This window comes from Streptomyces sp. NPDC008163 (assembly GCF_042956885.1).
Lineage (GTDB): Bacteria > Actinomycetota > Actinomycetes > Streptomycetales > Streptomycetaceae > Streptomyces > Streptomyces drozdowiczii_A.
In genome coordinates this window covers 114,273-135,924 of the sequence record NZ_JBIBHG010000003.1, presented here as the reverse complement: position 1 = coordinate 135,924, position 21,652 = coordinate 114,273, and the positions used below count along the sequence as shown (strand labels likewise).

Genomic DNA, 21,652 nt, shown 5'->3' with positions numbered 1-21,652 from the left:
AAGTTGGACTACCGGTGGCATCTGCGGGAGGTGATGGCGATGCGAGGCATGTTCGCTACTACCGACTTGCGTCCGCTGCTGGCCGAGCGGGGGATCGACTTGTCGCCTTCGCAGGTCTACCGGCTGGTGACGGAGCGGCCCGAGCGGATGAACCTGGCGGTGCTGATGGCCTTGCTGGACATCCTGGGCTGCCGGATGGAGGAGCTGATCGAGCCCGTGTCGGTGCAGGCGCCGGCTTCCCGCCGGGCAGCCGGCCAGGAGAGTTCGGACCGGACTGGCGGGGCGGGGGTGGGGGAGTTCCGCCCCCGACGGGCGCGTGTTCTGCCGCAGCCCGAGGACGGGCCGGCGAAGTAGGTGACCGAAGTGGAGCTGCCGCGGTGGCAGTCGGAGCCCGAAGCGGTCGTAGCCGGGGTGGTCGGTAAGGTCGATCCGTCCTGCATGCCACAGGCGGTGACCGCTGCGATGGAGAGGGTGTTCCGTCAACGTCCGCAGCGGCGCGAGCTCGCCCGGATGCTGGAGTCCGACCCATCGCTGCTGACCTCGGGTCTGCCGCAGGTGCCGCGCCTTGTGGAGCGGCTGATCCGGGCCCTCGTCGAGGGCGGCGCCACAGGGCTGGTGGTCCCGAGTTGCGCCGAGTGCGGGCGCCAGCGGCCTCTCACGGCTACGTGCCCCAGCGGGCGCATCTGCGGCTCGTGTTATAACCGCAGCCGGATCGAGGACCGCCGCTGTGTCGAGTGCGGCCGACGCGACTTCCGCGGCCGAGACCGGGAGGGACGTCCGCGGTGTCGCAAGCACCTGCCCGACCAGGACGTCGAACCGGTCCGTGAGATCTCGGGATTGCTCGCCGCGTCCACGGGCCTGCAGCGTGTCGTGCTGGAGGATGCGGTAAGGCAGGTGGAGCGGAGCCGGGCGGGGCAACTACGCTTGTGGTGGGCGCTGTCGGATCGCCCCGATCTACTGACGGGCGCGGGCGCCCACGGCCCGCAGTCGGTCTCCGCTCTGGCGAAGATCCTGGTCGATCGTGGTGCGAGGGGCGTGGTCATTCCGCTCTGCCCGTGGTGCAACGCAAGCACCAACCTGGTCAGCTTGCGCGAAGGGATCCGCTGCTGCTTGCACTGCTGGACCAAGAGCCGGACGGCCCGGTGCGCCCGCTGCGGCCGGGACCGGCCCGTCGGCGGCCACGACGGTGAGGGCAGGGCCGTGTGTGTCTCCTGCCGTCAGTCGGATCCGCTGCATCACCGGCGCTGTGACGGGTGCGGTGAGACCCGCATCCGCCGCCGGCGTACGGCCGAGGGCGGCGGACTGTGCCCGGCATGCTGCACCAACCCCTACGCCCTGTGTGCAACCTGCGGGGCCTGGAGGCCGTGCTGGTTCGCATCGACCGCAACTCCGCGCTGCCAGCCATGTACGGCCAAGACCCGGCATCAGGCTGTATGCGTGCGGTGCGGCCAGCTCCGCCGAGTCAACAACCGCACCGCAGAGGGGGAACCCCTGTGTGCAACCTGCGGCACCCCGCCTTCACCGTGCGACGGCTGCGGGAAGACCTACCGGATCTCCGCGCTTCTTCCGAGTGGGCGGCGGCTGTGCCAGACGTGCTGGACCAAGCACCCCAGCGCGAAGAAGCCCTGCCTACGCTGTGGTGTTGTCGTCCGCCTCTTCCACCGGGGCATGTGCCCGAACTGTGCGCGCGACCGGAGTCTGCGCGAAGTCTTCGCCAGCCCCGACGGTCAGGTGCGGCCCGAACTGCAGGGCGTCGTCGACACGCTCCACGCGCTCGATGCCCGCACCGTCCTGCGGTGGGTGTACAAGACGCCGGCCCGCCGCGCTGCCTTCCGGGCGCTGGCGACCGCGACGGGCCCGGTGACGCACCAGAGCCTGGACACCGTGGCCGACGGACACGTTGCCGACCATCTGCGCGCGCTCTTTGTCGCGCACGGAGTCCTGGCCGTCCGCGACGAACAGCTCGCCCGGATTGAACGGTGGCTGCCGAAGGTTTTGGGCCGTCTCCCCGATGCGGGGGAGAGACGGGTCGTGGAGCGGTGGGCTCGCTGGCAGCCGTTGCGCCGCCTGCACTGACAGGCCGCGCACACCAGCCCTGGGCAAGCCTGCGGGATCCGGCAGGAGATCCGCTCTGTCGTTCGTCTGCTGGAATGGTTGCCCGCACAGGGCAGCAGTCTCGCCGCGTGTACGCAGGGCCACATCGACGCCTACCTCGCCACGGGCCCGGTCGAGCGCCTGCGGATCCGGTCCTTCTTGCACTGGACCAGCCGCCACCAGCACAGCCGGGCCCTGACAGCCCCGTTCTACACCAGCTCGCTCGCCGCCGACATCATCGCCTCCGACACCCGCTGGCGACTGGTGCACCGGCTCGTGAACGGACCCGGCATCGAGGTCCGCGACCGCACGGCTGGGCTGCTCCTGTTGCTGTTCGCGCAGCCCCCGTCCCGGATCTGTGCGCTCAGTCGCGACGACGTCCTCGATGATGGAACCACGCTGCGCCTGCGCCTGGGCACCCACCCGGTAGAGATCCCGCCGCCGCTGGACGGGATGCTCCGCGAACTGGTGCGTCACCCGGTCGGCAAGGCTCATCGCCTCGAACCCGGCCCGAGCCGCTGGCTGTTCCCCGGCTCCCGGGCCGGTCGGCCGATGGAGCCGGTCAGCGTGTCGCGCAGGCTCAAGGCGCTCGGCATCCGCCCCAGGCCCACCAGGAACGCCTCGCTCATGGACCTGGCCTCTGAGCTTCCCGCCATCGTCTTCAGCCGCCTGCTCGGCTTCAGCGAACAGACCGCCGCGAACTGGATGGCCGAGACGGGTGGCGACGACGCTCCCTATGCAGCCCACCGCGTCCGCGGTGCCCGCCCGGCGACCCATGCTGATACAGCGCGGGTGCCGCGAGTGCCGTGACCCGGTTGCTCCGCATCCGGACGCCGTTTCGATCGTCTGGGGGTTGGTCGCCGCACGACTTCCGGCCTGACCGCTTCGACATCATCGGCGCCCTGGTCTGCCTCGCGGGAGTGGTCGTGATCATGTTTGTCCCGTGCGGCAACTGAACGTCGGCAGCGGTGTGTCCATCTCCGCTGCCTGGCGGCCGGCTGACCACGTGGCTGAACTGCTCATCAGGGTTGTGCCAGCTCGGCTCGGATCTGAGGCAAGACCTTGGTGCCGAGGAGTTCGATGGCGTGCAGGTAGTCGCGTTGGGGCATGCCGCCGACGTCCATCTGGAGAATCTGGCGGCTGTGGCCGAGGAGTTGGTGCAGATTGAGGATGCGGTCGGTGATCTCGTCGGGGCTGCCGGCGAAGACCATGCCGTTGGGCCCGAGGGCGGCGGAGCGGTCGGCGCGGGGTGGGGCGGGGCGTCCGAGTTCGGCCATGCCTTCGGCCATCATGCGGTGTTCGTGCTCGAGGTAGGTGGCGCGTGCCTTTTCGCTGGTGTCGGCGACGTAGCCGTGGACGGCGACGGCGATGTCTGCCTGTTCGGTGGGGTGGTCGGCCTGGGTCCAGGCGTTGCGGTAGGCGTGGCCGTACTGGGCCCAGTGTTCGGGGGTGCCGCCGAGGATGCCGAGGAACATAGGCAGGCCGAGTTCGACTGCCCGGTAGACGGAGTCGGGGCTGCCGCCGGTGCCGAGCCAGATCTTCAGCGGCTGTTCGGGGCGGGGAAAGACGGTGGCGTTGTGCAGGGGGCGGGTGCGGTGCGGGCCGTCGAAGGTGACGTTCTCGCCGGCGTTAACGGCCATGAGCAGTTCGAGCTTGGAGGCGTAGAGCATGTCGTAGTCGTGCTCGGCCTGGTCGAAGAGGGGAAAGGTGATGGTGGAGGATCCGCGGCCGGCGACGGTTTCGATGCGGCCGGGCGCGAGGGCGGCGGCGGTGGCGAGCTGCTGGAAGACGCGGATGGGGTCGTCTGTGGACAGGACGCTGACGGCGGTACTGAGCTTGATCCGGCTCGTGGAGGCCGCGGCGGCGTTGACGATCGAGGTGGGCGAGGACAGCGGCATGGTCCGCATGTGGTGCTCGCCCACCCCGAAGTAGTCCAGACCGACCTCGTCGGCGAGCTTGATGGCCTCCAGTACGTCGCGGACGGCCTGGGCGGTGGGGCCGCGGCTGCCGTCCGCGAGGCGCGGGGTGTTGCCGAAGGAGTAGACGCCGAGTTCGAAGGTCATGTCTGGCCGGTCCTGGTTCTAGTTGCTGATGGCGGGCATGGCCCGCTGGTAGCGGGTGTCGGTGAGCTGGGAGACGAGGAAGGCGGCGATGTCCGCGCGGGTCATCGCGGAGCCGACCTTGTCGTGGCCCAGGAACCCGGAACGGATGCGGCCGGTGGCGGGTTTGTCGGTGGGGTTGGTGATGCGAGCGATGGTGTAGTCGAGGTCGGAGCCGGTGACGGCCCGTGTCATGCCGGTCAGTTCGGCCAGGGCGTTGGGGAAGGCGAGCTTGGCCATGACGGGCAGCACCTTGTGCTTCCAGTGCGGTTTGTCCCGAGGGTCGGCGAGGGAGGGGGTGGCCAGGCCGATGAACCGGGTCACCTTCGCCTGGTTCATGGCCTCGACGATGGTGCGGGTGCCGTCGGTGAGCTGGGTGCCGGTGGTGGACCGCTTCAGCGACGGACCGAGCGCGCTGATGACCGCGTCCGCGCCGGTGACTGCCTGCTGGACGGCGCTACGGTCGGACAGCTCGCCGGTGATCAGGCTGAGGTTGTCGTGGGTGAGGTTCAGCTTGCCGGGGCTGCGGGTCAGCGCGGTGACGTGGTGGCCGGCGTCCAGCAGTTGCTGGACCACGAGGCGGCCGATGCCGCCGGTGGCGCCGAAGACGGTGACACGCATGACAGGTGGCTCCTTGCCGGTGTGGGGGTCAGGGGGTGAGGGGGCGGACGGTGGGGGCCCAGCCGTCGGCGACGAACTTGTGGCCCCACGCCTCGGAGGTGGAGGGGTTGGTCTGCACGAAGTCGTCGGGCAGGAGTTCGCCGTTCGCGCCGAACTCGATGTCGAAGCCGGTGGGCGAGCGCATGTAGAAGGAGATGAGGGTGTCGGACATGTGCCGGCCCAGGGTGACGGTGACGGGGATGTCGTCGCGTTCCTGCACGAGGTCCCAGGCGCGGCCGACGTCGTCCAGGTGGGTGGACTCGATCGCTATGTGCTGCACGCCCTTCATGCCGGGGACGCCGACGTAGCCCAGGCAGTGGGTGCGCGGGTTGCAGCGGTAGAACTGCGGGCCCGACACGCGTCCGTCGGGGGTGGTGGCCGTCCAGCCGCCGAACAGCTCCAGGCCGAGCACGCCGGTGGTGAACTCCTCCAGCTCGGCAGTGATCTCGGGTACAACGAACACGACGTGCCCCACCCCGTCGACGCCGCCGACGAAGCGTCCGGCCATCGGCTTGCCCGGCAGGAACGAGCCCGCGGTGAACGTCGCGCTGTAAAAGATCTCGTGCGGGAACCCGAAGGGGTCGGCGAAGCGGGCCAGGCCCTGCACCTGCCGCTCGGTGCACTCCTGCGCGCTGCCGAGCTGCGGCTTGTAGCCCTTGGCCTCCAGTTCGGCGAGCGCTTCGGTGAAGGCGGCCTTGCCCGCCAGCTCCCAGCCGACGTAGGCCAGACGCTCGTCCTGCCCGGGGTGGATCGACAGGCGGCGGTGGCGGTCGTCCATCCGCAGGTGCACGGTGCCGTCCGCGCCGCGCTCACCGACCTGCAGGCCGAACACCTCCGGCCCGAAGGTCAGCCACTCCTCGTAGCGGGGGGATTCGAAACCGAGGTAGCCGAGAGCGTGGATCTTCACGTGATGTCTCCTTGGCGGTTCGCTGAGGTGGAGGGAAGAGCAGGGCGGGCGGGTCAGAAGCTGTAGGGGCCGAAGCGGCCCCAGGCCACCAGAGCGGCGAGGACCAGCAGGACGGCGTTGAAGCCGATCGCCTGCGGCTCCTTGCGGCGGGCGTGGGCGACCATCGCCAGGACCATGACCACGGCCAGGCCGGTGGCGGCCAGCGGGGTGAGCACCGGAGCGATGCCGGTGGCGGCGGGCAGGATCAGCCCGAGGGCGGCAGCCAGCTCGACGCCGCCGATGAAGCGGACGGTGCCGGCCGAGTAGTCGGCAACCCAGGGCAGCTTCTCGGCGAGCTCGGCCTTGGGCTGGGTGGACTTCATGACACCGGCCATCGCGAACATGAGCGCGAGCACGGCCTGCACGATCCACAGGAAGACATTCACAGCGCGGGTTCCTTGAGAGATACGAAGGGAAAGGAGAGTCCGGGACGGGCCGCCCGGGTGCGGGGCTGTGATCAGCCTGTGAAGACGGCCTCGGCACGGTCGCGGGCCTCGTGCAGCTCCCAGTACAGGGGGGCGATCTGCTCCGGCGTGGCGGCAGGGATGCCCTGAGGGCCGCCCTCACCGATCCACACGCCGATCGCGATGTGGCCCGCGTACACGCCGCTGCCGGCCAGCTCCTTGTTCAGATTGATCACCCAGTTGCGCAGCGCCCCGCCGGCGGCGTTGACGTTGCCGAGCATCGGGATGGGGTCGACCGAGCCGCCGCCGGTGGTGAACAGCAGCGTCCCCGCGCCGGCCTCGCGCATCGCGGGCAGCACCGCACGGGCGGCTTCGACTGCCCCGTAGAAGGTGTACTCGATCTGCGGCTGCAGGTTCTCCACCGTCGCTTCGGAGGGGGCGGCCATCGTGAAGCCGGGTACCGGAGCGTGCGGGGCGGGCGAGTACTCCAGGACGTCGATGGCGCCGAAACGGTCCTTGACGGCAGTAAGCGCGGCGGTGAGGGAGGGGCGGTCCATGACGTCGGCGGTGAAGCCTTCCGCGGTGATGCCCTCGGTGCCGAGCTGCTTGGCCAGGGCGTCGAGCTTGTCCTGGGTGCGGGAGATCAGCGCGACGTCGAAGCCGCGGCGGCCGAAGGTGCGGGCGATGGCCAGGCCCATGCCGGGGCCGGCGCCGATGATGGCGATGGTGGGCACGATCCGGTTCTTCTTTCCGTGGTGCGGGAGGGGACGGTCAGCGGTCAGGAGCAGGTGACGGCGATCTTGCCGAGCGTGCCTGCGCCGAACGCGGCGAACGCGTCAGCGGCCTGCTCCAGCGGGAAGGTCGCGGTGACCGGGACGCGCAGCGCGCCGGAGGCGGCCTTCTCGGCCAGCGTGGTCAGGGTCTGGGCGTCGGGCTCGGCCATGACGCCGTGGACGCTCACGTCCTGTGCGGTGACGGCCTCCGGGGTCAGACCCAGCGTGGAGACGATCCGGCCGCCCGGCTTGAGCAGTGCGGCGAGCTGGACCCCGTCTCCGGCCAGGTGCAGCGCGGTGTCGACGCCCTCGGGTGCGAGTGCACGGACCTGCGCGGCGAGGTCGCCGGTGAAGTCCACGACCGCCACATCCGCATCGGTCAGGGAGGCAACGAAGTCGCTCTCCGCGCCGGGGCGGGCGGTGGCGATCACGCGGGCGCCCTGGGCGGCAGCCAGCTGTACGGCGAGCGCGCCGACACCGCCGGTGGCGCCGGAGACCAGCACCGTCTCGTCCTTTGCGACGTTCAGTGCGGTCAGGCTGTCGAAGGCGGCCGTGCCGGCCAGGCCGAGAGCGCCGGCGTCCTTGATGTCCAGGCCCGCGGGGACGTGGGCGATGCCGTAGCCGGCGGACACGGTGACGTACTCGGCGAGCGACCCGGAGCCCAGGAACGGCTTCATGACCACGCCGAAAACCTCATCGCCGACGGCGAACCCCTCCACGCCCTCACCTAGCGCCTCGACGGTGCCGGCGAAGTCCTTGCCCACCACCAGCGGGAAGCGGTGCTCCATCATCCCCTGCAACCAGCCGGCGGCCGTCGCGGCGTCGAAACCGTTCACCGAGGAGACGGCCACCTTCACCAGCAGCTCACCCGCCTCCGGACGGGGAGGCTCGACGTCGGTCACGGCCGGGGCGGAGGGGACCTCATTCAGCGCGACAGCACGCATGGCATACACCTTCCATAAAAGTGGAACGGCCTACCCGTTTCACTCTGCCCAGAGTAACAACACAAGTGAGCCACCCGTTCCACTTGAGTAGGATGAACGCATGACCTCTTCCGCAGCCCCCGACGCCACGCCGGACGGCCAGCCCGGAACCGGGCTGCGTATCGACGCCGAACGCAACCGCGACCGCATCCTGGCCGCCGCCCGCCGCCTCTACGCCACCGAAGGACTCGGCGTCTCCATGGCCGCCGTCGCCCGCGAAGCCGGCGTCGGCAAAGCCACCCTCTCCCGCCGCTTCGCCACCCGCGAAGACCTGATCACCGCCGTCTTCGCCGACCGAATGGACGCCTACGCCGAAGCCGTCACCACGGCACTGGCCAACCCCGACCCCTGGCACGGCTTCACCGACTACATCTACGCCGTCTGCGCCATGCAGGCTGCCGACCGCGGCTTCGCCGACGTCCTGACCATGACCTTCCCCGCCGCCAAAGCACTCGAAGCCCGACGCACCGAGTCCTACAACGGATTCCTCGAACTCATCGCCCGCGCCAAGGACACCGGACACCTGCGCCACGACTTCACGTCACAGGACCTCGTCATCCTGCTCATGGCCAACGCCGGCGTCATCAACGCCACCGGCGACGCCGCCCCCGACACCTGGCAACGCCTGGTCGCTTACATGCTCCGCTCCTACGCCACCCCTGCTGCCCCGATCTCGCCGCTCCCGGACGCCCCCGCACCCGCGGCCCTCTACCGTGCGATGATCCGTCTCTCTCGGGTCCGGTCGGACAACCTATGACGCCGCGCGTTCCGATCCGCCAGCGACATGACCACTCCGCAAGTTGCAATAGCAGCCTGTGGCCAACGCACGGCTGGGCTGCTCCTGTTGCTGTTCGCGCAGCCCCCGTCCCGGATCTGTGCGCTCAGTCGCGACGACGTCCTCGATGATGGAACCACGCTGCGGCTGCGCCTGGGCACCCACCCGGTAGAGATCCCGCCGCCGCTGGACGGGATGCTCCGCGAACTGGTGCGTCACCCGGTCGGCAAGGCTCATCGCCTCGAACCCGGCCCGAGCCGCTGGCTGTTCCCCGGTTCCCGGGCCGGTCGGCCGATGGAGCCGGTCAGCGTGTCGCGCCGGCTCAAGGCGCTCGGCATCCGCCCCAGGCCCACCAGGAACGCCTCGCTCATGGACCTCGCCGCTGAAATTCCCACGTTCGTCTTCAGCCGTCTGCTCGGCCTCTGCCGAGAGCGGCGGTGACGAGGCCCTCTATGCCGCCCATCGGGCCCGCGGGGCGGGCCGCCTCCGCCCGGCGCGCCGGGGCGATGCAGCACTGGCGCCGTGCGTGCCGCGACCTGGTGTTCCGCAGCCTGGCGTGGTTCCCTGGGCAACTACCGCACGGACTGGGCCATGCGGGTGTAAAGGGTCAGCCGTGCGCGGGACCCTCCGCATACGGGGAGTTGACGCGGTGCAGGAAGAGGGCGAACCAACCGCGCGTCCTCAGGGAGAGATTCATGCACCGCACGCTCGCAACCCTTGCCGTCCTGGTCGCTGTGGTTGCCGTCCCACTCGGCGCCACCGCTGCGGCAGCCGCACCAGTGGATGCCGTCACCATCAAGCAGTGTGAGTACGGCGGCGGTCACCTCGACTTCGACTCGCACAGCAACACGGTCTGCATCGGCGGCGAGTTCGACGGCAGCCTGGTCGACTGGTGACCGAACCGGACGGGAGGGCGGCGCCGCGACGGCGGGGGATGCGTCCTTCGGATACAGAGTCCTGAGCATTTCGCGCCGCCGAAGTTCATCCGGCGGCGCGAAATGCTGCGCGGCAGGGCGCCCCGCTCCCTCGGGGACGGAAGTGTGCCGTTGACGCTGTCCGGCGCGGCACGGCACAGCACGGCGGTGGCGACTGTGATGAGCGGGCCGCGTCCGGGTGGTTCTTACTGGAAGAAGGACCAGTTGCCCCGGATGGGGAGGGGGTAGCCGGAGTCGGTGCGGTCGGCTGCCAGGTCATAGCGGACGTACTGGTCGTCCTTGAACAGGTAGACCTTGTTGCGGTTGGTGGCGTGGGGGGCTGCCGCGTCGATGCGGCGGTTGAAGGAATCGGGCAGGCCGTGCCAGTTGCCGGCGATCGTCTTCGGGCCGGCCAGGAGCTTGTTCTCGGCGACGTCGTAGCGGACGTACTGGGCGTCCTTGAAGAACCAGGCGATCTTCGGGTTGTCCTGGTGGCTGACGGCGGCGTCGATGCCGAGCTGGAAGTGTGCCGGCAGAGCCGACCAGCCCTCCGCGATACTCTTCGGATAGTCGGCGCCGGCCTTGTCCGCCTCCAGGTTCCAGCGGACGTACTGGTCGTCCTTGAACAGGTAGCCGACGCCGGGCTGGTCCCTGCGGTTGAGCGCCGCGTCGATGCCGCGGGTGAAGGAGTCCGGCAGCCCGGACCAGTTGCCCGCGATCGGCTTCGCGCCGGTGAGGCCCTTGTCCGCGTTCAGGTCGTAGCGCAGGTAGTGGGCGTCCTTGAAGATCCAGGCGATGTGGCCGTCGTCCTGGGACCTGAGAACGGCGTCGATGCGGCGGTAGAAGCTGTCCTGCACGTCGGTCGCCATGACCATCTCCCTCATCGTGGTGCGAATACCACAGCCGCCCCCCGCAGCTGCGGGCGGGCACTAGGTTCGGCAAGGGGGGCACAGTGCGGTGAAGCTGGCCGCCCATGAGAGCACTCTTGCGCAGCCGATCGGTGAATATCCCCAGGTCACACGATGGAGCGATCGATTTCTCGCCACCCTGTACCCGCCGCGATCCGCGGCCGCACACCGACGAGCGAAGCACCCAGGCAGGTTCCTGGCCCAGCGAACTCGTCCTGAAAGGCGCGCTCCCGGAACAGCACCGCGGACCACGATCCACATGCTCGAACGGGGTCGTGCGACTGACGGGCAGTCCGGCGCCGGCAATCAGTCCGTGAGCCATCCCCTATCGGCGACCGACCGTTGGAACGCGCCCTCTCCGGCCGAACGGATCCTGTGTCGCGGCCCGGGACCGGGCGTACGCGGGGGCATGCGCGGGGCGGTGGTGTGCCGCCGGTCGCTGCCCGCACTCCGGTTCGGGGCTTGGCGGTCACAGCGTACGGAGGGCGTCTTTTTGATCTTGGTGGGGCGGGCCGTGCGGCCCGTGTCCGGCCTCGGGGATCAGCGGAACCGTCGTTTGCGAGACCGACTCGCCGGCGCGACTGGACGATTCGGGTTGACCCCATTCGGGTGATGGCCGCAACGCGAGGTGTCGGCTTCCCTGCGGGAGCGCCAGGTTCGTGCCGGTTCTTGTTAGGTCAGCGAGAGAGGGCCGGAGTGGACACCGCCCAGGAGCGAGTAATGAAGATTTTCGCCGAGCAGTTGGGTGTGAAGGATGAGGAGGTGACACCCGATAAGTCGTTCATCGACGATCTGGGGGCGGACTACATGGAGGACGTCAATGCGCTGACGGACGCCTTGGAAGAGGAATTCCAGATCGAGATCCCCGACCAGGACTCAGACAGATTGACGATGAGCACCGTTCAAGCTGCCATCGACTACGCAAAAATCCGCCGCCAGTCGTAGCTGACGGCTGTCCCGTAAATGATCTGCAGTCACTTTCGGGCGACTGGTTGCCCGCGCGGCTGGCTCGCCGATCCGGCGCCTGTGTCGGCTGATGGCAGGTGGCAGGGAGCAGCGCGAAGATCCCGCAGGAAGCCGGTCCTGGGCAGCTCCTTCAGAAGCTGGTCCTGGCGATCTTAAGCGGTCGGGGGGTGGTGTCGCAGTCAGCATCTCGCGCGAAGCAGCGACCGGTCGCAACGTTCTGGAGCTGGATCCCCCCTTCGCCCACGTCGGTTGTGACTTTCCACTGCTGAGCGGTGCTGTCGCTGCAGGTTTCGGTGATCGCGCTGTACTCGTTGTCGTCCGTGAGGCACCCATCGTCTGCGACATTCCGGAACTGCATTTTGGACCAGTCGTCGCCCTGCAACCTCCACTGTTGCCAGGTGGCGTCGAACGACTCGCAGTCATCAAAGCTGACACGGTAGCCGAGGTTATTGCCTTCGAGGCACCAGCGGCCCCTGAGCAGAAGCTGGAATTTTCCGTCCGGGGACGCCTCGGCGGACGCCATTGAGGGTGACGCGCCCAGCATCAGAGCGGTGGTCACTGCCGCGATGATGAAAGGAGAACGCTTCATGCACTGAACCCCTCACTGCAGATCACGTTCCCGGATGAGCTGACCGCACCCCAGGCAGTTGCTGTCACACTGGCCTCCCTGTTCTTGCATGTCATTTGCGTGCAGAGCGATGGCTTCCCGTACCCATCGAAGTGCATGCGTAGGAGGCATCCCGATCATCCAAACGGGTTGAGGTGGGCGATTCGCGAGATGGCTCCGTTGTCGCCTGATGGTGTGGCAGCGGGGCGGACTCCGGCGGTCCGCGGTTGTTGATCTGGGTACCCGAGCCGGAGTGGGGGCGTAGCCAGCTGGATACCGCCTCGACCGCTTCGACGGCATCGGAGCCTTCGTCTGCCTCGCAGGAATGGCCGTGATCATGTACGCCTCGCGTGGAAACTGACAACCGCAGCTGCAAGTCATTCCGCAGGTTCTGATAGCCCGACTTACCAGCAATTGCTATGGCTATTCCTGCTTTCTGTCTTTTGCGTCGTCAGCGTGTCCTGCGGATGGCGTCCGTGGCTGCCTTGGCGATGGCGGCGGGAGCGCTGGAGGGCTTGGATAGGTGCAGCAAGGTGGTCCCCGGCAAGTGGCGGGAGTCCGCGTCGAGGGTGAGCTGGAGTACGGCGCAGCCGGCGGTCGTGAGCCGTTTGATGCGAGTGACGGCTTGAGCGGCTTCGTCGCCGAAGTACACGGCGTCGGTGACAATCACGAGGAGGCGGCCGGTGCCGGGGCGACTGAGTTCGAGGCCGTGGTCGAGCGCATCCAGGGCGTTGGCGAGGTTGTGGCTCCCGCCGTTGGCGTCGAACAAGGTCACTTGCTCTGGTGCTCGGTGGGTGGGTCGGGTCAGTGCGGTGAGGTGCTTGTCGTAGGCGATGGTGGCTGTGAGGGAGTCGGGGTCGGTCAGGGCTGCTGCCCGTGCCACGATCCAGGCGGCGGACGCGACGGGCTTGCAGGCGGCACGCATGGAGCCGGAGACATCGACGGCGATACCCACACGCAGCGGTGGGCTGGGAGCAGTCCGTCGGCGGGTGTGGGTGAACGGTTCCGCGGTGGGGACCGCGACGCCCACAGCGCGCTGGGCGTCGCGGGCGAGGGCCGCGCGCATGTTGAGGCGGCCGGGCGGGGTGGGGCTGGTGGTCCGTTCCTCGGTCGGCTCGCGGTAGGCGGCGGCGCGTAGGGCGCGGCTCAGGCGGGCGGCGGCGGTCTTCTCGGCGGCGGTGGGCCTGCGGGTACCGGTGACCGGGGTGCAGTCGGGCGCCGGTGTGCCGTTGGGGTGGACGGTGGTTCCTCGGGTGTTGAAGACCGACTTAGCGGTGGCGGCGGCTTGGCGTCGCTGGCTGGCCCGCCGGGCGCGGTCCTGAGTCTGGGCTTTTGACTTCGCGGCTGTGGCGGTGGTCGCTGCGGCCTGTGCTGCATGGTCGGCGGCGTCGGTGGCTGCCGTGCTGTCCATGACGATCCGCACGGCGCCGGACAGTAGATCGGCGAGACCCGGTGGCATGGGCCGGGTGGGGGTCGCGGCGTCCAGAGCGTCGCACCACTTCTGAGCGTGCGCGAGCATGGTCGTGGCGTCGTGGTCGGCGCACTGGTGGACGTCGCTCCAGATACGGGTGAGGGTGGCCAGCAGATCGGCGCCCAGCACTTTTTCGCACAGGTCGGCGACGGCCCGGGTCTCGCCGGCGTCCAGGATGCCGACGTCACGGCGGCCGAGGATCAGGGCCGCCACGCCGGCGGCGTGCTCGATGCCCTGGAGGGTGGGGTGGGCGATGTCGGGCATGACCAGGGTTCGGGCACTGGTACGCAGGTACGGGCGATCCGTGGGCCGGGTGATCAGGTGTGCGCCTTCGACACGGCTCTCCTCCAGCAGGAGCGCGGCCTCGACGACACGGGGGTCCGCTCCGGCAGGCGGTGTCCAGATGGAGTGGGCCGCGTGCGCGGCCTCGTGGACGAAGACGCCCCAGGCAGCGGGATACCGCTCCTCGTCACCCACGATCCGCGGATGAATCTCGTGGGACTTCAGCGGGGCGAACAAGTTGGCGTCGAACTCGACCTCTCCCAACGTGGGGAAGTAGGCGGCGGGTGCGCCGCTGCGCGTGCCGGGGCGGCAGGTGACGAGGAGGTCCTGGCGGCCGGAGAGGGCGACCAGCCGGTCACCGAGTTCGGCTCCCACACGCAGCCACGCGGCGGGGGAGGTGCGGGGCGTCGCGGGCGGGGCGCCGTCGTCGTCCCACCGTGCGAGGTCGGCGTCGTCGTCCCGGGTGGTGGCGGAGGGCTGGACGTGGTGGTGGGCGCTCATCGCAGGCGGCCCCGGTGCGCGGAGACAGTGCTGCCCGGGGGCCGCCGGGCAGCTGAGGCGGGGAGCTGCTTGCCGAGGGTGAGGGGTTCTGCCTTCGTGACGCCGACGGTCTTGATGACGGCGTCGGCGACGGCGTCGCGATCCTCGACAGGAGCGATGCCGACCAGGTTCGCCAGCGCGGCTTTGGTGCCGAGGACGGCCTCGGTCCGCTGGTAGCTGAGGAGTTCTCGCAGTTGGGGGGCCCAGCCCAGCTCCCCCAGCTCGACTTGGCGGGCGAGGTGTTGTGCGACCCGGACCACCCGGGCATCGATCTTCAGCGCCTTGGCGAGGTCGTAGTCGGTGCCGATCTGGATCTGCACGCTGAACCGGGACGACAACGCCTCGGTCAACAACGCTCCGTGGACGCCCGGATTGTGGCCCGCTACCACGTAGAAGCCCGGCTCGGCCTTAATCGTCTCGCCCTTGTGGGCCTTGACCTGGATCTGCCTGCGCCCGTCCATCGCGGGATACAGCGCCGCCAACACCTTCGGCGAGATCAAGGTGGCGTCGTCGATCAGCAGGGCGCGGCCCTCGGTCATCGCGGTGACCAGCGGACCGTACTGGAAGACGTAGCCTCCGCTGTCGGCCTGTGTGTACTCGCCGATCAAGTCGCCGACCGTGGTGTCGCCGTCACCGGCGACGGTGAGCAGGTCCGGGAAAGCGGCCTCCACCAGACTCGTTTTGCCGGTGCCCGGAGGACCGTAGAGCAGCACCGGCACATCGGCGTCGCGCAAGCGATTGAGCGCCTCGACATCCGGCAGATCGGCCAGCTCCCGGGGGTGGTAGACCTGTCCCCCCGGACGGCGGATCGGGCCGGTCTGCTTCGGCGTGGGTGCAGCGGGCATGGTCGTGCGCGCCGTGGCCGCCCGGGCACGGGGAGCATGGGTGCCCGGCCGGCTGATCACAGCGATCCGCGCGGCTGCGGCGGTTTGCGCGTTCGCGCGGAACTCCGGCTGTCCGGTCCCGCTTTGATTGGCCTCCCCGCGTCGCACCAGGGTGAGAGCGGCGTTGCGGACGGCGCCGTGGGAGTGGCCCAGCTGCCGGGCCATGTCCCCGATGGTGAGCGTGTCCGCTGGCCGGTTGGCCAGCAGCCGGGCCACCTTGACCCGTAGCTCACCGCCCTTGGTACGCGTTGGACTGGTAGGCGGTCCAGGTGTGGTCAAGACGAGGGTCCTTCAACAGGTCTGAGTTGGAGTGGAGTTGGCGATGCAAGGGTCATGGACTGTGGCGACATTGGCGACCGCGACAACCGGGGTGTGCCGGTGGCGCTCATTGGTCGACCGAGGGCTCGACCCAGGCGCACGCGACGGCTGGCGACGAGCAGTTCGCTGGCCTCTGCGCAGGCCCGTGCGTGCGCTCCGTACCGGTTTCCGTCGCTCGGCAGGCGCAGTCTGGTGCCGAATCGAAGCCGGACTGGAGCAGGATTCGCCGGGCTGCGGCGTTGTAGCCGGTGGTGGTGATCTCGCCGGTGATGTTGTGCCGGATCGGGATGAACGGCTCTGCTGTTACTTCTTCGGGCACGGCGGGATTCCTATCAGTGGAGGCGGGAAGTGTTGGGGTGCTGGGCGAAGCCGGGGCGGACCCGGAGCTTTCAGTACAGCTCCGGCCTCGGAGCGGGCGGTGGCGACGGGCGCGCTGCGGGAATCCGCGCAGGCCCAGACTCCGGTGCGCGGCGAGAGGGACGGCACGAGCGAACGCCGTGCCCGCGTCGGGAAGCGCGGTGCGGGTGCTCGGCGAGACGCCCGGCGAGGGCGGTACCGGCGGACCGCCCGGCGCCGATCGAGAGGATCAGCCACACGTACGCCTCGGTGGTATGGCCCCCGGCGGCGGGGGCGCCGGTGGTGACGTAGGCACAGACGACCACGATGGTCAGGACCGCACCGGGAACCGGAGAGCAAGAAGCGGCAGCCACCCGCCCAGGAGCGCGGCGGTGGAGACGATCAGCCCTCGGGTGGCCGCGCCCGGCCTGGTACGGCGCCCGTAGACCAGACCGCCGACGCCGTTGGGGAGCCGGCTGGCGAGGGTGCCGCCGAGGAGGCGGGCGACGTACGGGCTGCCCAGTACCGCGCCGTACGTGATGCGCGGTACAGGGGCCGGGGGTGACGTCAGGGACAACGGGTGCTTTCTGGGGTCTCAGCGGTGGCGGGCGGGCCTGCCGGCGACGGGCGGCGGCACGGGTGGCGAGGTGTCGACGGCGGGGCGCGGGCGTGCGCGCAGGACGGGGGTGCGGTGCGGGGGCAGGACGGCGACCGTTGCCCCGAGGTCCTCGGCCGCCTCTTGGACTTCGCGGGTGAGGAACTCGATCTGGCGGGCGAGCGTGGAGAGCCGGGCGGCGATCTGCTGGCCTTGAGCGGTCTCCAGAGCGCTGGCGAACTGGGCGCTCCTCTCCAGGAGGTCCTGGAGCCGGATCATGGGGCCGGCGGCGAAGCCGCGTTGGACGGCGCCGAGAAGAGCGTTCGATGCGTCACCGGCGGTGCGGCCTTCGATGACATCCCGGATGAGGTCCTGCAGAGACATCTCCGGCGCCGGTGCGGGGCGGTTGTACCGGGAATGGTCCGGGCGCAGCACGCCGGGCGGTACGGGAGCGGGCAGGTCCTGGCCCGCCTCGTACTCGTGGGTGTAGTGCCCGATGACCTGCCAGCCGGGTACGCCCGGGTCGCCGCGCAGCGCGACCACCGTGGAATCGTCGTCTTCAACCAGGTAGGCGAGGGTGATCGACTGCCCGTCGGCCGCGTACCACGACTCGGTCAGCTCCAGTTCACCGCGCCGCTGCGCGGCCACGGCCCTCTCGGTCCACTTCTGGCGTTCCTCGTCGGTCAGCGGACTTGACTGATGCCGGCCGCCGTCGCGCTGGTCGGCCAGGTTGCACGCGATGTAGCCGTGGTCCGCCCAGACGGTGAGGTGGGGCCACAGGACCGCGTGCTGAGCGCGCTCTTCCCCGGAGCCGGGGTCGACCGGTCGGTCGAGGACCCGGCGGATCTCGGAGGTGGAGGCGGACAGTCCGTCCAGTACGGCTCGCCACCCCGCCAGGTGCCGGGCCGGGGGCAGCTCGTCGAGCACGAGGCGGGCGACATCGAGGAGGGCCTCGGCGTGCGGGGCGAGATGGGCGCGGTATGCCTCCACCGCGGCCTTGTCGCGGCGGGCCCGTGCGGCTTCCGCGGCACCGGGGCGGACGGTACGGCCATGGCGATCACGCGTGCTGTCGAGCGCGGCGTCGGTCTCGCGGTCGATCGCCGACATACGGATGCGGAAGTTGCCTGCGGCATTGGAGAGTTCCGCGGCGCTCGGCCCGGATGGGCCAGGGGGCGGAGTGCTGGTCACTGTCATCGGGCCCGCCCGCCGCCCGATGCCGTCAAGTGCACGGTTGGTGCGTAGGACGGCTTCGGCGGGAGCGGCGCCGGGGACGCCGTGAAGGAGGCGACGAAGCCATGTTCCTCGTGGACGCCGACCGCGAAGTGGGTGTTGGGATGCAAAGGGGCGGGAGCCTCCTGAAGGTGGTGCGGAACAGCGGTGGGTGCCCGGTCGGGGCCGTTGGGGAGCAGGGTGGGGAGGACGGCCGCCGGCAGCGGCGATCTCTCAGGAGAGGTCGAAGCCGCCGTCTTCCGCGGAGGCCGGCTTCGGGCGGGAGCGTGGACCGGGCAGGGGGCGCGCGTGGTGGACTCCGCCTCAGCGCCGGGCTGGCATTGTGCTGGCGGTAGGGGACGAGCGGAGGCGTGGAGGAGCCGTTGTCGGGCGCTGCCCGGTACGGGTGGTGCTGTCCAGCCAGTGGGAGGCTGTGCGTAGGCGGTTTCCCGCTTCGCCGTATTTCTCGGTGGCGATGGTGAGGGCCAGGTCGGGGTCGTGCGCCAGGTGCGGGTAGGAGCGGAGCATCAGCTCCTTTCGGAAGCCCGCGGTCATATACGTCAGGGCGGACGTCAAATAGTGCTGCGCCTTAGCGATTTGACCGGCTGCCTCAACCGTCTCGCAGAGCAACGTACGCTCGGCCAGCCCCACATTGTCCGGGTTGGCGAACCGCTCCTGTATGTGCTCCGCGATGTGCTGGAGGTATTGGTTCAGCATGCCGATATCGTCGAGGAGGTCGGCTACGGACACATCTGCGGCAGTGGCGGGGAATTCGGCGACGTGCGCATCGATTCGCCGGGCGAGTCCAGCGAAGGCAGGAGGGGCCATCAGGCCGCCGTCCCGGCTGTAGGGATCGCGACTTCATGAGCACTGGCTCCTGCGGAAACCCCGATTTCCGCGCCTACCGAGCAGCGCGTGTGCTCGGCGATCATGAGCAGAGTCGGCCGCCGGGACCTGAGTGGTAGTCACTGGCGGTAGCAAGCCCTGGCTACGGGGCCGCAAGAAGGGTGGCACTGTTCTCCGCTGGAAGCTCGGGGACGGGGTGAGCTTCAATGGTCCCTACGATCGCCGGTTACCCAAACCGGCGATCGTCGGCTATGTTGCGGCCGCTTGGCATGGATGCCTGGGCGAGATGTCCCGCCGAACCCGTTGGGTTCGGCTGTTGAAGAGGGCCGGGGCCGACTACCGACCGTATGCGTGGGCGTGTGCCGTACCCAGCGCGGTTAGGGCGGCGAGCCCGGAGACTAGCGCCAGCAGGCCGAAGAGGTGTGGATAGCCGCCGAGGGTTCCGGCGAGGGCTGCTCCGGCGAACGGCGCGAGGGCTGCGGCGGTGGTTGCTGGTGCCGCCAGGAGTCCGGAGAGGCGACCGTAGTGGGTTGCGCCCCAGCGGTCGGTGATGGCGGTGGCTTGCAGAAGGGTGAGGTTGCCGCGGACCATGCCGGCCACTACCGCTACTGCTATGAGCAGGGCGTACGGGCCCGGGGCGGCAGCGAAGGCGGCGGCGGTCAGTCCGCCCAGCGCGATGAGGATCGTGGTGCGGGCGGTGGCGGTGGTACGGCGTGCGAGGGCGGCGTACAGGGTGCGGCCGAGGGTCTGTCCGGCGCCGCCGATGCCGAGGGCCCAGGCGGCCTGGCTGGTGGTGTACCCGCGTTCGAGGAGGAGTGGGACGAGGGCGACGACGACCGCGTACATCGCGAAGCCGGACAGGGTGAAGGCGGCAGCGAGCAGGAGGAACGGTCGGCTGCGCCCGACCCCGTCAGCGCCTCCGGCCGCATGTGCGGGGCTGGTTGGGGCGTCGGGCCAGGGCGCGCGCAATGCCAGGGCGTGAGCGGGGATGGTGACGGCGGCGAGGATGCCGGCGAGCACAAGGTAGGTGTGGCGCCAGGACAGGTGCTCGGCGAGGGCCGCGGTCAGGGGTGCGAAGACAGTGGAGGCGAGCCCGCCGGCGAGGGTGACGACGGTCAGGGCGCGCACGTGGTCGGGGGCCCACCAACGGGTGAGGGCGGCGAACGCGGGCTGGTAGAAGGTGGCGGCCATCGCGAGCCCGGCGAGCATCCAACCGGCGATGAAGAGCGGGAGGTTCGGGGCCGCAGCCACGATCAGCAGGCTGATGACGCCGAGCACAGACCCTGCGGTCATGACGGCGCGCGGGCCGCGCCGGTCGAGGATGCGCCCGACGCGGATTCCGGCGAGGGCGGAGACGACGAGACCGAGGGAGAACGCCGCGGTGGTCGCCCCGGCCGGCCAGCCGGTCGCGGCGGTGATCTGCGGATTGAGGACGGGGAAGGCGTAGTAGACGATGCCCCAGCTCACGATCTGCGTGGCGCAGAGGGCGGGCAGGGCGGCGCGGGGCCGCGACCGGTCCCCCGTTCCGGTCGCGGCCCCGCGCGCGGGGGTGCCCAGGCTGGTCACGAGCCGCAGCAGCCGCCCGCCGGCGCCTCTTCGGCAGCCACGCCGACCGCGGCCGGGGCGCCGAGCTGGACGAGCTGCGGCGCCGGGGCGCAGCAACCGCCGCCGTCGCCCTGAGCAGCGTCGGGGGCGTCGAACAGGCCCGCACCGCCGCAGACCCCGGTCTCGGGCAGGGTGAGTTCGACGCGGTCGGCGGACTCTAGGTCGCCGGCGATCGCGGCGGCGACGGAGCGGACCTGCTCGTAGCCGGTCATCGCCAGGAAGGTCGGGGCGCGGCCGTAGGACTTCATGCCGACCAGGTACACGCCCTGCTCCGGGTGGGAGAGCTCGCGGTGGCCGTGCGGGTAGACGGTGCCGCAGGAGTGCTGGTTGGGATCGATCAGCGGTGCCAGCTCGGTGGGGGCCTGGAGGCGCTCGTCGAGGCCCAGGCGCAGCTCGTCGAGGAAGGACAGGTCCGGGCGAAAGCCGGTCAGCACGATGACCTCGTCGACCGGGTCCAGGCGGCGGCCGTCCTCGCCGACCAGGACCAGGCGGCCGTCGTCCGCCCGCTCGATCGCCTCGGTGCGAAAGCCGGTGACCGCGTCCGCGTGACCGGCGCCGACGGCGGCCTTGGCCGCCAGGCCCAGGGCCCCGCGCGCCGGGAGCTGGTCGGCTTCTCCGCCGCCAAAGGTGGAGCTGGAGATGCCCCGGCGCAGGATCCACACGCCCTTGGTGCCCGCGCCGTCGTCGGACTTGGCGAGGTCGGCGAGGTAGGCGAGTGCGGTGAACGCGGAGGCGCCGGAGCCGATCACGGCGGTGCGCTTACCCGCGTACCGGGCGCGGACGGCGGGGTTCTTCAGGTCCGGGACGCGGTAGGTGATCCGGTCCGCGGCGGCCTTTTCGCCGAGCGCGGGCAGTCCGCTGCCGCCGGCCGGGCTGGGCGTGGTCCAGGTGCCGGAGGCGTCGATGACGGCGCGGGCGAAGAGGCGCTCCTCACGGCCGTCGGTGTGGGCGACGTGCACGACGAACGGCTGCTGCTCGCGGTCGGCGTCCACAATCCGGTCCCGTCCGCTGCGCGAGACACCGGTGACGGTGGCGCCGGTGCGGACACGGTCGCCGAGGACGTCGGCGAGCGGCTGCAGGTAGAGGTCGGCCCAGTCGCCGCCGGAGGGGTAGGTGGCCGGGTCGGGGCGGGTCCAGCCGGTGGGCGCCAGGAGCTTCTCGGCGGCGGGGTCGACGACCTCGCCCCAAGTGGAGAACAGCCGCACGTGCGACCACTCGCGCACCGCGGCGCCAGCGGTGGGCCCGGCTTCCAGGACCAGGGGTTCGATGCCCTGGTCGATGAGGTGGGCGGCGGCGGCCAGACCGGCGGGGCCGGCCCCGATCACGACGACGGGCAGCTCGGTGGTGGCGGGCGCGTTCACGGCGACTCCTTGCGTGTTTCGACATCTGTCGATGGCTTGCGCGGCCCAGCATGACACCTGTATTGATGAGCGTCAA

General features: G+C 70.2%; 23 protein-coding genes and 2 pseudogenes. 10 read left to right on the top strand and 15 right to left on the bottom strand.

The features are described 5' to 3' along the window. Nucleotides 1–33 precede the first annotated feature (33 nt). The 4 genes and pseudogenes from ACFZAT_RS08610 to ACFZAT_RS08595 all read left to right on the top strand — a co-directional run. A complete protein-coding gene (locus ACFZAT_RS08610; protein ID WP_391262748.1) occupies nucleotides 34–354 on the top strand; it encodes a helix-turn-helix domain-containing protein in 321 nt (106 codons plus the stop codon). A gap of 1,314 nt (nucleotides 355–1,668) precedes the next feature. Continuing rightward, complete coding sequence (locus ACFZAT_RS08605) at nucleotides 1,669–2,076, top strand: hypothetical protein (protein ID WP_391262085.1); 408 nt, start codon at nucleotides 1,669–1,671, stop codon at nucleotides 2,074–2,076. Between the two features lie 78 nt (nucleotides 2,077–2,154). Beyond that, nucleotides 2,155–2,904 (top strand): hypothetical protein, encoded by a 750-nt coding sequence (locus ACFZAT_RS08600; RefSeq protein ID WP_391262083.1) that lies wholly within the window; start codon nucleotides 2,155–2,157, stop codon nucleotides 2,902–2,904. Between the two features lie 22 nt (nucleotides 2,905–2,926). After that, a pseudogene (locus tag ACFZAT_RS08595) lies at nucleotides 2,927–3,050 on the top strand (hypothetical protein); the annotation flags it as partial. Nucleotides 3,051–3,116: 66 nt separating this feature from the next. On the opposite strand, the gene ACFZAT_RS08590 reads toward ACFZAT_RS08595, so the two are convergent. The 6 genes from ACFZAT_RS08590 to ACFZAT_RS08565 form a co-directional block, all read right to left on the bottom strand. Then, a complete protein-coding gene (locus ACFZAT_RS08590; RefSeq protein ID WP_391262080.1) occupies nucleotides 3,117–4,157 on the bottom strand; it encodes an LLM class flavin-dependent oxidoreductase in 1,041 nt (346 codons plus the stop codon). 18 nt (nucleotides 4,158–4,175) lie between these two features. Then, a complete protein-coding gene (locus ACFZAT_RS08585) occupies nucleotides 4,176–4,814 on the bottom strand; it encodes an NAD(P)H-binding protein (RefSeq protein WP_391262077.1) in 639 nt (212 codons plus the stop codon). 28 nt (nucleotides 4,815–4,842) lie between these two features. After that, nucleotides 4,843–5,760 (bottom strand): VOC family protein, encoded by a 918-nt coding sequence (locus ACFZAT_RS08580; RefSeq protein ID WP_391262074.1) that lies wholly within the window; start codon nucleotides 5,758–5,760, stop codon nucleotides 4,843–4,845. A gap of 53 nt (nucleotides 5,761–5,813) precedes the next feature. Next, nucleotides 5,814–6,185, bottom strand: a complete 372-nt coding sequence (locus ACFZAT_RS08575; RefSeq protein ID WP_391262071.1) for a DoxX family protein — start codon at nucleotides 6,183–6,185, stop codon at nucleotides 5,814–5,816. 71 nt (nucleotides 6,186–6,256) lie between these two features. Further along, entirely contained in the window at nucleotides 6,257–6,937 is a 681-nt protein-coding gene (locus ACFZAT_RS08570; protein WP_391262068.1) for an SDR family NAD(P)-dependent oxidoreductase, read from the bottom strand. A gap of 44 nt (nucleotides 6,938–6,981) precedes the next feature. Next, a complete protein-coding gene (locus ACFZAT_RS08565) occupies nucleotides 6,982–7,920 on the bottom strand; it encodes an alcohol dehydrogenase catalytic domain-containing protein (protein WP_391262064.1) in 939 nt (312 codons plus the stop codon). Between the two features lie 100 nt (nucleotides 7,921–8,020). Between ACFZAT_RS08565 and ACFZAT_RS08560 the strand changes: the two genes are divergently transcribed. From ACFZAT_RS08560 to ACFZAT_RS08550, 3 genes are all read left to right on the top strand, one after another. Continuing rightward, nucleotides 8,021–8,716 carry a TetR family transcriptional regulator gene (locus ACFZAT_RS08560; protein ID WP_391262061.1) on the top strand — a complete coding sequence of 232 codons (696 nt, stop codon included), beginning with the start codon at nucleotides 8,021–8,023 and terminating at the stop codon, nucleotides 8,714–8,716. 87 nt (nucleotides 8,717–8,803) lie between these two features. Further along, nucleotides 8,804–9,175 (top strand): hypothetical protein, encoded by a 372-nt coding sequence (locus ACFZAT_RS08555; RefSeq protein WP_391262058.1) that lies wholly within the window; start codon nucleotides 8,804–8,806, stop codon nucleotides 9,173–9,175. A 254-nt stretch (nucleotides 9,176–9,429) separates the two neighbouring features. Beyond that, nucleotides 9,430–9,630, top strand: coding sequence for a hypothetical protein (locus ACFZAT_RS08550; protein ID WP_391262056.1), 201 nt, complete (start codon nucleotides 9,430–9,432; stop codon nucleotides 9,628–9,630). A 224-nt stretch (nucleotides 9,631–9,854) separates the two neighbouring features. Here ACFZAT_RS08550 and ACFZAT_RS08545 read toward each other — a convergent pair whose 3' ends face one another. Further along, nucleotides 9,855–10,517: a hemopexin repeat-containing protein gene (locus ACFZAT_RS08545; protein ID WP_391262053.1), complete on the bottom strand. Its 663-nt coding sequence runs from the start codon at nucleotides 10,515–10,517 to the stop codon at nucleotides 9,855–9,857. A gap of 735 nt (nucleotides 10,518–11,252) precedes the next feature. On the opposite strand from ACFZAT_RS08545, the gene ACFZAT_RS08540 reads away from it, so the two are divergent. Then, complete coding sequence (locus ACFZAT_RS08540) at nucleotides 11,253–11,501, top strand: acyl carrier protein (RefSeq protein WP_391262049.1); 249 nt, start codon at nucleotides 11,253–11,255, stop codon at nucleotides 11,499–11,501. 151 nt (nucleotides 11,502–11,652) lie between these two features. Here the strand turns inward: ACFZAT_RS08540 and ACFZAT_RS08535 are convergent, their stop codons facing one another. Beyond that, nucleotides 11,653–12,081 carry an RICIN domain-containing protein gene (locus ACFZAT_RS08535; RefSeq protein ID WP_391262046.1) on the bottom strand — a complete coding sequence of 143 codons (429 nt, stop codon included), beginning with the start codon at nucleotides 12,079–12,081 and terminating at the stop codon, nucleotides 11,653–11,655. A 319-nt stretch (nucleotides 12,082–12,400) separates the two neighbouring features. On the opposite strand from ACFZAT_RS08535, the pseudogene ACFZAT_RS08530 reads away from it, so the two are divergent. Further along, nucleotides 12,401–12,490, top strand: a pseudogene (locus ACFZAT_RS08530) (hypothetical protein); the annotation flags it as partial. 90 nt (nucleotides 12,491–12,580) lie between these two features. Here ACFZAT_RS08530 and ACFZAT_RS08525 read toward each other — a convergent pair. The 5 genes from ACFZAT_RS08525 to ACFZAT_RS08505 form a co-directional block, all read right to left on the bottom strand. Then, the gene (locus ACFZAT_RS08525; protein WP_391262043.1) at nucleotides 12,581–14,383 is read right to left on the bottom strand and encodes a hypothetical protein; all 1,803 of its coding nucleotides are present in this window, start codon (nucleotides 14,381–14,383) and stop codon (nucleotides 12,581–12,583) included. Further along, nucleotides 14,380–15,522: an AAA family ATPase gene (locus tag ACFZAT_RS08520; RefSeq protein WP_391262040.1), complete on the bottom strand. Its 1,143-nt coding sequence runs from the start codon at nucleotides 15,520–15,522 to the stop codon at nucleotides 14,380–14,382. Before ACFZAT_RS08520 ends, ACFZAT_RS08525 begins: the two co-directional genes overlap by 4 nt. Before the next feature lie 169 nt (nucleotides 15,523–15,691). Further along, the gene (locus ACFZAT_RS08515) at nucleotides 15,692–15,913 is read right to left on the bottom strand and encodes a hypothetical protein (RefSeq protein WP_391262746.1); all 222 of its coding nucleotides are present in this window, start codon (nucleotides 15,911–15,913) and stop codon (nucleotides 15,692–15,694) included. Between the two features lie 378 nt (nucleotides 15,914–16,291). Beyond that, on the bottom strand, nucleotides 16,292–16,537 hold the full coding sequence (locus tag ACFZAT_RS08510) for a hypothetical protein (RefSeq protein ID WP_391262037.1): 246 nt from the start codon (nucleotides 16,535–16,537) through the stop codon (nucleotides 16,292–16,294). 18 nt (nucleotides 16,538–16,555) lie between these two features. Continuing rightward, complete coding sequence (locus tag ACFZAT_RS08505) at nucleotides 16,556–17,749, bottom strand: hypothetical protein (RefSeq protein ID WP_391262035.1); 1,194 nt, start codon at nucleotides 17,747–17,749, stop codon at nucleotides 16,556–16,558. Between the two features lie 513 nt (nucleotides 17,750–18,262). Between ACFZAT_RS08505 and ACFZAT_RS08500 the strand changes: the two genes are divergently transcribed. Then, entirely contained in the window at nucleotides 18,263–18,631 is a 369-nt protein-coding gene (locus ACFZAT_RS08500) for a hypothetical protein (protein ID WP_391262032.1), read from the top strand. 315 nt (nucleotides 18,632–18,946) lie between these two features. On the opposite strand, the gene ACFZAT_RS08495 is transcribed toward ACFZAT_RS08500, so the two are convergent. Both ACFZAT_RS08495 and ACFZAT_RS08490 read right to left on the bottom strand, forming a co-directional pair. Further along, complete coding sequence (locus ACFZAT_RS08495) at nucleotides 18,947–20,176, bottom strand: MFS transporter (protein WP_391262030.1); 1,230 nt, start codon at nucleotides 20,174–20,176, stop codon at nucleotides 18,947–18,949. Continuing rightward, the gene (locus ACFZAT_RS08490) at nucleotides 20,173–21,576 is read right to left on the bottom strand and encodes an NAD(P)-binding domain-containing protein (RefSeq protein ID WP_391262027.1); all 1,404 of its coding nucleotides are present in this window, start codon (nucleotides 21,574–21,576) and stop codon (nucleotides 20,173–20,175) included. The genes ACFZAT_RS08495 and ACFZAT_RS08490 overlap by 4 nt, the downstream gene beginning before the upstream one ends. Nucleotides 21,577–21,652: the final 76 nt, after the last annotated feature.